The sequence below is a fragment of the Lutibacter sp. TH_r2 genome (assembly GCF_033101135.1).
Lineage (GTDB): Bacteria > Bacteroidota > Bacteroidia > Flavobacteriales > Flavobacteriaceae > Lutibacter.
Window position 1 is genome coordinate 414,700 of the sequence record NZ_JAWMPV010000003.1, and the last position, 8,490, is coordinate 423,189.

The window sequence follows — 8,490 nt, forward strand, 5'->3', positions numbered from 1 at the left end:
AACTATGAGTAAAGAGGAAAAGAAAGATTCAACGATGAATGAAAACGAAAGAGCGAGAACTCAAGCTTTTAAGAATGTAATGGAACGAAAGGATAATAAAATAGATATGAAAGAAAAAGATGGATTAATGATATTTACTTTGAAAGAAGCAAATTACTTGAAGGAATATTACAGCAATTTGCTTCTAGGAAACATTATTAGAGGGAATCCAGGAATTAAACTAACTGATATAATCATAGTAGATTCAAATAAAGAAGGAATGTATGCTTTGCAAGTTCAAGGATATCAGATGAATCAATCGAATATTCACATAAAGACAAGGATAGAGAATTTAATAACGGAATTGAATCTAAAACACCCTAAAGGTGTTTTAAAGAGAAAGGATGTTTAGATAATTCTATTGGATTATCTGAATTTAAAAAATCTATATCAGCAACAAGATAATATCCGTTTTCTTCAGAATATTGCAATGAAAACGCAAAAGGATATTCGTCTAAAATTTTCTTAAACTCATTAAATTTAGGATTTACCTCATTAATAATTTCTTGAGCTTTTAATTTTTTGATATTGAATTTAGAATCTGATTGATTTGCCATAATGATAAAATTACTGTGGGCAACAATGTGTATAAAAAAGCAAGGCATTGTTGTTATCCACCTATTAAATAAATATTTTGTTCTGTACGAAAAGTTTTATACTTTAATCTTGCCTTTTCATACACTAACTCGTTGCCCACAATAAAGAAAACAACTATGAGTAAAGAGGAAAAGAATAATGCGAACTACTTAAAAGAAAAGTTCGAAGAAGAAATATTAAAAAAACCTTTCAATTCTAACGAATCAAAAACACAATTCGATAAAGGAATGGAAAGGTTGAATGTTAAATACAAAGATTATTTTGAAAAATGCCCTGAAGACGTTTTTTGCGTGGAGAATTTTGTGTTAATTTCGCAACACGGTTTTAGTTTTAAAGACGAGAACTATTTATCTGACGAAATACGTTTAGATATATTAAGTCTTTTAAAAGGTTTGCCATCGTGAGATTTAGGGAAATATTTTTCACAAAATTCATTATACATTTGAGCAAAATTAGAATGATGTAGTGAAAAAGAATAATCATCAATTGTATTTTTATAGTGAATCCATTCATTACTATTATCGAAATTTATTTCAACTTTTTCTTTTGAAATATCTCTTAATTGTGTTTTTACAACACCTGTATTCTTTGGGTGATTAGTCAAAAAAGACTTAACAGCTTCTCGATATGCTTCTTTTGCTATTTTTAGTTTATCTGTATAATGTTGAATGTTTTTCCCTAGTTTGATTTTATTTTCAATTTCAAGAATAGGAATGATATTATCTTTAAATAGAAAATATTCAGAAACGATAAATTGAGGGAAAAGTAGTTCAAAATGAGTTGAGTTAATGAATAAATTAAAATTTTCGTATTCGGTTTTAAAGTCTGATAATATTTCCGTATTTTGATTATCTTGATTTGCCATAATGATAAAATTACTGTGGGCAACAATGTGTATAAAAAAGCAAGACATTGTTGTTATCCACCTATTAAATAAATATTTTGTTTTGTACGAAAAGTTTTATACTTTAATCTTGCCTTTTCATACACTAACTCGTTGCCAAAAATGCCCGAAGAAAAATGAAATGGAAAGATTGAGAAAGAAAATATTACTTGAAAGTATTTTGATTTCCTATTTAATTGGATTGCCAATAGGATTAATTACAATATTGATTGTTTTTTCAATTCCTGTAACGATTACAGGAGATGGAATAATAACAATTTTGATTATTGAAATTTATGGAAAAGCAATTATTGGTTTGATTTTATCATTTATTATTGCTTTAGGATTCGCAGGTAGAAACGCTTATGAGAATCTCCTAAATGAAAATACTTTGATAAAAACTTCTTTTAAGTATTCTCTGAAAGTTAATTTGATTATATGGAGTGTTTTTATGATAATTACATTATTTGACAACTTTAAAATAGAGAGTTTATCTTATTTGATTTTTCCGATAATAGCATTCATAATTTGCGTTTTATTGACAACTTATACGATTGGATTATTAATATGTTTTATGATTAAAAAAAAGATTAGATTATTGATTAACGATTAAAAAACACTTTAGGCAACAACTGGTATATTTTATAGCTTGGTTTTAGCACACTTACGAAAATCCTATCGGATTTTCTTGGTCGGTAAATATTTACTAAATTAGTTGCTTGAAACACGCCACAAAACATACCAAAAACCGTTGGGCGTAATTAAAATTAAATAAAATATGAAAAAGTTACTATTATTATTACTATTTATTCCACTTATTTCTTTCAGTCAGTCAGTTCGAAGTATTGAAATAGAAACATATAAATATATAGTTATAGATGAAATCATTGGAAAACATTCAGGTGAAATCCGTCGTTTTTTTACTAAAAACCTTAAAAAAGGAGGATATAATGTTGTTAATTTGAAAAAACCGTTAAAAACTCACGAGTCTTTCCCAGAGGATTTAAAAAACAATCCTGATTTAGCGTTATACCTGGTAGCTGAAGAGGATATTAGAGGCTGCTATTATATTACATCAAACTTGTTAGATTATGAAGGTAATGTAAAATTATCTCGTGAAGGAAAAAGCTGTGGCTTATTATCATCTAGCATTAAAAAATCTATCTCGGGTTTAACCTCTTATAATTATAAGTATAATCCTGAATTAAAAAGAAAAAGTCAAATAAAAAGAGGATTTGCTAAAGGACAATGGGCAGGTAATGGTTCTGGTGTAATTATTTCTAAATTAGGACATATAATTACTAATCATCACGTTATTAAAGATGCGGATGATATAGAAGTAGAATTTATTTTAAATAATGAGGTTAAAAAGTTTAATGCTGAAATAGTTCAGGTTGATAAAATAAATGATTTAGCCATTCTCAAAATAATTGATATAAATTTTGATGGCGTAGATGAACTACCTTATAATTTCAAGACTAGAAGTAGTGATGTCGGTACTAAAGTTTATGCTTTTGGTTATCCTATGGCATTATCTATTATGGGTAAAGAGATTAAAGTAACAGATGGAATGATAAGTTCTAAAACTGGATTTGATGGAGATATCACAACATACCAAATTACAGCACCAATTCAAGCTGGTAATAGTGGAGGTCCTTTGTTTGACGAAAAAGGAAATCTAATTGGAATAAATTCATCTGGAATTAGAAAAGATATTGCAGACAATGTAGCTTATTCAATTAAGACAAGTTACCTTTTGAATCTAATAGATATTCTCCCTAAATCGTTAGAATTACCTTCAAATAAAAAACTCGAATCATTAGAACTTACAGAGCAAATTAAGGAAATATCTAAATATGTTGTTTTGATAAAAGTAAAATAACATACGCCCAACACCGTGTATATTTAATTGCTTTATTATTCTCTACTTGCGAATATTCCTGCGGAATATTCACGGGTTCGTAAAAGTTTACTAATTTAGTTGCTGAACCACGCAACTAACCATACACAAACACGTTGGCAACAATTTGGAATTGATTCGTTTTTGATGTATATTTACACCAAATAATTAAATTATGTCAAGACAAAGTATATCATTCACAAAGCCAAACGATGAATGGCTGAAAACTCAAGTGGATAAAAAAGAGTATTCAAGTAAAAGTGAACTCGTAAACGACTTAATAAGACAAGCTCGAAAACAACAAGTTGAAATTAACTGGATTCGCGCTAAATTGGAAAAAGCCGAAAATAGCGGATTTACAAGTGAAAGTAAAAATCAAATTTTAGCGCAATCAAAGTCTTTGCTTAATGACTAAATATAGATTAAGCAATGAAGCGAAAAATGACTTGATACGGATTCATCATTACGGTGTGAAAAAATTTGGAATGACTCAAGCGGATAAATACTTTGAATCATTTTTTAAATATTTCGAAATAATTGCTCAAAGACCTTTTTCATTTGAATCGGTTGACTATATAAAAAAAGACTACAGACGCTGTATTTGTGGAGTTGATAGCATTTATTTTAAAGTAAATGAGGATATTGTAGAAATAATGGCAATTGTTGGAAGGCAAGATTTGAATGAAAAACTGTAACCTGAATTAATAAAAACTGTTGCCAACAATGTGTATAATTCATTGCTAGTTATAGCCTACTTACGAAAGTCCTCGCGGACTTTCTATCTGTGATTTATTTGCTACTTTAGTGCTTAAACACGCAACTAACCATACACAAAACCGTTACCTGCAAGCAAAAAAAACGAATGAAAAAAATTACATTACTATTATTGACATTAACAATTTGTTCTTGTCAAAGCCAACAAGAAATCGATTTTAAAGTTGGTTATCTGCCAAACTTTAATTACTCCTTAACTCAAAAACAGATTTCAGAAAATAACGTCTTGTACATTGCCTCTGATGAAATTATTGAGAATTTAAAGAATAATGGATATTCAAATCCAACAATAACGAAAGATACTACTGTTCTACGAAGTGTTTCTAAAACTGGTGAGTTAAATGGCAATCAATTCCCTCTAAATATAGAAGTGTTAGAATCCTCTAACAAATCTTTGGGTAAAGGAATGAGAATGCACGGTAACTATGTGAGTGAAAGCATTAAAATTGACTCTATTTCCAATTCTTCAATGTCTGATAAAAGTAAAAAGGAACTTTTAACATCAATGGAAACAATGATGAATCAAATTAAATATCCAAATAGGAAAATTAAAGTTGGAGAAAGTTTTGAACAGAAAAATCCAATGTCAATGCCAATTGCAGATGTAACAATTGAAATGGAAATTAATTCAATTTATACATTAAAAAAAGTGGAAAACGGAGTTGGATATTTTGACCTTGACCAAGTTTACACAATAAAATCTGCAACGAAAGATTACAAAATGGAATTAGACGGAATTGGAAAAGGACAAATAGATTTTGATATCAAAAAACAATTTTTCACAAAGTTCTATCTCGAAATGGAAATGAATTTGAAAACGGAATTAGAAGCATTTAGCATTGAATTACAAACGAAAAGTATAACTGACCAAACAACTGAAATAATAAAAGCCAGCAGGTAACAACGGGTTTATTTCATTGCTTTATTGTTCGCTTTACGAGAAACCTCTGATTAACCAAATGTTTAAGATTTTTAATTAACTTTGAACTAAACCAACGCAACGAAATTAAACCCAAAACCGTTGTGCCTAATGCTAAAACAAAACCGAATGAATGAACATTGAATTCGAAATACCAGACGAAAAAGTACAGAACTTTAGTACTGATGCTAAAACTGAACTGAAAAATCAATCTTGCCGAATTGCGGAAGAAATAGTTGATGAAGCTAGTAGAATAGAAGCTAGTAGACGAGTTCCTGAATCTAATTCAGAAGTTACTCAATCAAATGTAAAGGAAGCCGCAAGTCAACCTAGAATGGTTGTAGCTAAAAAGAAAAGTTGGTTATCAAAAATAATCCAGATTGTAGCATTTGTATCAACTCTAGTTGCAGGTAGTTTACTTGACACTACAAAATTTACCGAAACGAATCACGTGATTTGGTTTATTGTAATGTCATTTATTGCAATAGGAACAACTGTTTACTTAACTTTTAATCAAGACAATAATGGATAATTCAACATATAGCAAATTAACAGAGTCTGCAAAAATTGCTCTTGATGAAACAAAGCAAGAGATTGTAGATAAAATATTGGAAAAAGCCTATAGAAATGCTCTTTCTAAAAACACAGCAGAAAAAGAAATCTCGTTAAGCGATATTATAGAAGCAAAAGAGGAAGTGTTGTATCAAAGAAACGAAGTGACAAAACAAGATTCTAAAAGAAAAAAATGGACTTTAATGCTTTCAATGTCAGGAGCACTTTATGCTGTTTTTGGAATTGTTTTTTACTTATATCAGAATAAGAGCTTTGATACAACAAAGGATTTAGGGTTAATTATTGCCGCAATTGGAATTATGATGTCTGTTGTTGCTTTTTACTACAGTCTATTAATTTCTCGAAAAAAAGTTCAAATTAGAGAAAAAGACGTTCAAACCGAAAGAGACTATTCCGAATTTGAAATTGTGAGAAGATGGCAGGCAATTGAAAAGCTTGGTAGTGAACTAATGAGAAAAGAAGGGATTTCTGATAATAAGTCTCGCTCTATAAATTTTGTGATTCAATTTCTTTCAGATTCTATTTTGGACAAAAACACCTCAATGAATTTAAGACAAGTTTTAATGGCACGTAATGATGTTGTTCACGGTGGATTAAAACTCTCTCGTTTCGAATTAGAAAATCTAACAAAAAAAGCTGATTTAATAATTGGAGAGTTAGAAAATAAAATAAAAAAACACTAGGCACAACAATGGCTATAAGTAATTGCTTGTTCTTACCTACTTCTGAAAATCCTCACGGATTTTCAGCTTGGTGTGTACTTGCAAAGTTAAGTGCTAACCCACGCAACTACTCATAGCCGAGACCGTTAGCTAAAATATTGTGAAAAAGATATTTACGACAATAATTACATTAATAACAATCATAAGTTGTTCAAAAAAAAATCAACAAGAACTAATTGATAAAAGATTTGAAGAATGTTATAATTCAGAGATGAATCAATTGGTTCAAGAATTTAGTTTTGATAAAAAAAATGAATTAATCGAAAGAAAGATTTATAACCATTTTGAGAACTTTTTGATTAAAGAGTCGATGTTAGATAAAATTGATAAATCGAGTTATATAAACTTGCTTGAAAGAATAGAAAAAGGAGATATTAAAAAAGGAAACTCTAATAAATTTTCAGAGGAATTGAATTTCGAAACTGATTTTTATTTTAGCCCATTCACTATTCTGTCTTGTCACGAGAAACTTTACAGAATTGAAAAATTAATAGATGAAAAAAGTTGGCAATATCAAACAGCATTAGAAATAAATCATTATCAAGCAAGTGGTGAAATTAACGATTTGATTAAAGCAGTGAAAACAATTCCGAAGGATAAATTTGATAAGATTTATTATCGAGATTTGATTATAGTTTATATTTATAACATAATACGATAAAAAAATACTTTAGCTAACAACGGGTTCATTTCATTGCTTTTTTGTTCGCTTTACGAGAAACCTCTGATTAACCAAATGTTTAAGATTTTTAATTAACTTTGAAATAAACCAACGCAACGAAAGTAAACCCAAAACCGTTGCAGGTAATATCGCGAAAAATGAAAAATTGCTTTATAATATTAATTTCGTTACTATTTTTAAGTTGTTCTAATAATGAAAAATTAGAAGGATTTTGGTATGGGCAAAATAATAATACATATCCAGTTTTAATAAAATTTGAGAAAGATTTATTAATTGATTATTTTGCTAGATATGACACTTTAAAATATAGTTATTTCAATAATAAATTAGTCTTAACAAATGAATTTAACGAAAAACAGGAAATTGAAATAAGTTTCGAGAATTCTGAATTATTTTTTATCAATCCAACTACAGATTCAATAATTTCAAAATTTAAGAAAAGAAAATCTGATTATTTATTTACTGACATCATAAATGAGAAATCTTTGAAAATTAATTTACCCTTTGGTAATGGCGTTCAAAGAAAATTTGGAGAAACCAACTTGTTCGAACCACTTTACATTACGTATGATAATAATAATTTAGTTGCAAATTTCAGAAACATTACAATTCCAATTGATAAAGATTTTTATAAGTTTTTAATAAAAACTACAAAATATAAATTCGATGAGAAAAATTACTTTAAGATATTATTTTTAGCAGATAAAAACATAAAAATTCAAGATTTTGAATTAATCAAAAAACAGATAAAATTAGCTGATTATAATAGAATTGAACTCATTCTTGAAAATGACAAATATGAATATATTAAAAGCTTTCAATTAAGACTTCCCCCATTGTTAGATAAAGACTTGAAAGAATACGATATAAATTCCAAGGAATATATTCTCCCTCCAGCTCCAGCAAAGTTTGACAAAAACCACAGTTTATTAATTGAGATTGGAAAAAACAGTATTAAAATAAATAATAAAACAATAAATAAAGATGACCTAAAAAAGACAATTCAAGAGAAACTAACAGCTGATTCAGAATTTAATATTTCATACACATTTACAGAAAACTCTGTTTATCAAGATTATATTTATACTTTAGAAATTGTTTATAATTCGATTATTGAGTTACGAAAAACTTATTTGAAAAATAAATATAACATTGACTATTACTCGACTAATTATGATGATAGAGAGAAAATAAATGAATCAAAAGAACAATTTCGATTTATCTTTTTTAATTATGAAAATTCGATACACTAAAATACTACCTGCAACACCGTGTATAATTAATTGCTAGGTCACTGCCGACTTACGAAAATTCCGCTGGAATTTTCTATCTGTGATTTGTTTGCTAACTTTAAGGCTTAACCACGCAACTAACCATACACAACAACGTTGGCACACATAT

Annotated in this window: 13 protein-coding genes; 11 read left to right on the forward strand and 2 right to left on the reverse strand. The window is 28.3% G+C overall.

Annotated elements, in window-relative coordinates:
* The first annotated feature begins 4 nt into the window (after positions 1-4).
* The gene (locus R3X25_RS11750) at positions 5-391 is read left to right on the forward strand and encodes a hypothetical protein (protein WP_317675033.1); all 387 of its coding nucleotides are present in this window, start codon (positions 5-7) and stop codon (positions 389-391) included.
* On the opposite strand, the gene R3X25_RS11755 is transcribed toward R3X25_RS11750, so the two are convergent.
* The gene (locus R3X25_RS11755; RefSeq protein ID WP_317675035.1) at positions 360-596 is read right to left on the reverse strand and encodes a hypothetical protein; all 237 of its coding nucleotides are present in this window, start codon (positions 594-596) and stop codon (positions 360-362) included. The two genes, R3X25_RS11750 and R3X25_RS11755, sit on opposite strands and share 32 nt — an antisense overlap.
* 156 nt (positions 597-752) lie before the next feature.
* Here R3X25_RS11755 and R3X25_RS11760 point away from each other — a divergent pair, with 156 nt between their 5' ends.
* Positions 753-1,040: a hypothetical protein gene (locus R3X25_RS11760; protein ID WP_317675037.1), complete on the forward strand. Its 288-nt coding sequence runs from the start codon at positions 753-755 to the stop codon at positions 1,038-1,040.
* Here the strand turns inward: R3X25_RS11760 and R3X25_RS11765 are convergent.
* A complete protein-coding gene (locus R3X25_RS11765) occupies positions 980-1,501 on the reverse strand; it encodes a hypothetical protein (protein WP_317675039.1) in 522 nt (173 codons plus the stop codon). The two genes, R3X25_RS11760 and R3X25_RS11765, sit on opposite strands and share 61 nt — an antisense overlap.
* Positions 1,502-1,661: 160 nt before the next feature.
* Here R3X25_RS11765 and R3X25_RS11770 point away from each other — a divergent pair, with 160 nt between their 5' ends.
* The 9 genes from R3X25_RS11770 (at position 1,662) to R3X25_RS11810 (ending at position 8,342) form a co-directional block, all read left to right on the forward strand.
* Positions 1,662-2,132 carry a hypothetical protein gene (locus R3X25_RS11770; protein ID WP_317675041.1) on the forward strand — a complete coding sequence of 157 codons (471 nt, stop codon included), beginning with the start codon at positions 1,662-1,664 and terminating at the stop codon, positions 2,130-2,132.
* 165 nt (positions 2,133-2,297) lie between these two features.
* Positions 2,298-3,401 carry a serine protease gene (locus R3X25_RS11775; RefSeq protein WP_317675043.1) on the forward strand — a complete coding sequence of 368 codons (1,104 nt, stop codon included), beginning with the start codon at positions 2,298-2,300 and terminating at the stop codon, positions 3,399-3,401.
* Between the two features lie 193 nt (positions 3,402-3,594).
* Positions 3,595-3,834: a CopG family transcriptional regulator gene (locus tag R3X25_RS11780; protein WP_317675045.1), complete on the forward strand. Its 240-nt coding sequence runs from the start codon at positions 3,595-3,597 to the stop codon at positions 3,832-3,834.
* On the forward strand, positions 3,827-4,114 hold the full coding sequence (locus R3X25_RS11785; protein WP_317675047.1) for a type II toxin-antitoxin system RelE/ParE family toxin: 288 nt from the start codon (positions 3,827-3,829) through the stop codon (positions 4,112-4,114). The genes R3X25_RS11780 and R3X25_RS11785 overlap by 8 nt, the downstream gene beginning before the upstream one ends.
* Positions 4,115-4,281: 167 nt before the next feature.
* On the forward strand, positions 4,282-5,094 hold the full coding sequence (locus tag R3X25_RS11790; protein WP_317675049.1) for a hypothetical protein: 813 nt from the start codon (positions 4,282-4,284) through the stop codon (positions 5,092-5,094).
* Between the two features lie 151 nt (positions 5,095-5,245).
* Positions 5,246-5,644 (forward strand): hypothetical protein, encoded by a 399-nt coding sequence (locus tag R3X25_RS11795; RefSeq protein ID WP_317675051.1) that lies wholly within the window; start codon positions 5,246-5,248, stop codon positions 5,642-5,644.
* Positions 5,637-6,368 carry a hypothetical protein gene (locus R3X25_RS11800; RefSeq protein ID WP_317675053.1) on the forward strand — a complete coding sequence of 244 codons (732 nt, stop codon included), beginning with the start codon at positions 5,637-5,639 and terminating at the stop codon, positions 6,366-6,368. The genes R3X25_RS11795 and R3X25_RS11800 overlap by 8 nt, the downstream gene beginning before the upstream one ends.
* A gap of 139 nt (positions 6,369-6,507) precedes the next feature.
* A complete protein-coding gene (locus R3X25_RS11805; RefSeq protein ID WP_317675055.1) occupies positions 6,508-7,068 on the forward strand; it encodes a hypothetical protein in 561 nt (186 codons plus the stop codon).
* Positions 7,069-7,226: 158 nt separating this feature from the next.
* Positions 7,227-8,342: a hypothetical protein gene (locus R3X25_RS11810; RefSeq protein ID WP_317675057.1), complete on the forward strand. Its 1,116-nt coding sequence runs from the start codon at positions 7,227-7,229 to the stop codon at positions 8,340-8,342.
* Positions 8,343-8,490: the final 148 nt, after the last annotated feature.

Excerpts from the sequence above, each read along its gene's own strand:
- R3X25_RS11750 (WP_317675033.1), top strand. The coding sequence starts at position 5 with ATGAGTAAAGAGGAAAAGAAAGATTCAACGATGAATGAAAACGAAAGA.
- R3X25_RS11755 (WP_317675035.1), bottom strand. The coding sequence starts at position 596 with ATGGCAAATCAATCAGATTCTAAATTCAATATCAAAAAATTAAAAGCT.
- R3X25_RS11760 (WP_317675037.1), top strand. The coding sequence starts at position 753 with ATGAGTAAAGAGGAAAAGAATAATGCGAACTACTTAAAAGAAAAGTTC.
- R3X25_RS11765 (WP_317675039.1), bottom strand. The coding sequence starts at position 1,501 with ATGGCAAATCAAGATAATCAAAATACGGAAATATTATCAGACTTTAAA.
- R3X25_RS11770 (WP_317675041.1), top strand. The coding sequence starts at position 1,662 with ATGGAAAGATTGAGAAAGAAAATATTACTTGAAAGTATTTTGATTTCC.
- R3X25_RS11775 (WP_317675043.1), top strand. The coding sequence starts at position 2,298 with ATGAAAAAGTTACTATTATTATTACTATTTATTCCACTTATTTCTTTC.
- R3X25_RS11780 (WP_317675045.1), top strand. The coding sequence starts at position 3,595 with ATGTCAAGACAAAGTATATCATTCACAAAGCCAAACGATGAATGGCTG.
- R3X25_RS11785 (WP_317675047.1), top strand. The coding sequence starts at position 3,827 with ATGACTAAATATAGATTAAGCAATGAAGCGAAAAATGACTTGATACGG.
- R3X25_RS11790 (WP_317675049.1), top strand. The coding sequence starts at position 4,282 with ATGAAAAAAATTACATTACTATTATTGACATTAACAATTTGTTCTTGT.
- R3X25_RS11795 (WP_317675051.1), top strand. The coding sequence starts at position 5,246 with ATGAACATTGAATTCGAAATACCAGACGAAAAAGTACAGAACTTTAGT.
- R3X25_RS11800 (WP_317675053.1), top strand. The coding sequence starts at position 5,637 with ATGGATAATTCAACATATAGCAAATTAACAGAGTCTGCAAAAATTGCT.
- R3X25_RS11810 (WP_317675057.1), top strand. The coding sequence starts at position 7,227 with ATGAAAAATTGCTTTATAATATTAATTTCGTTACTATTTTTAAGTTGT.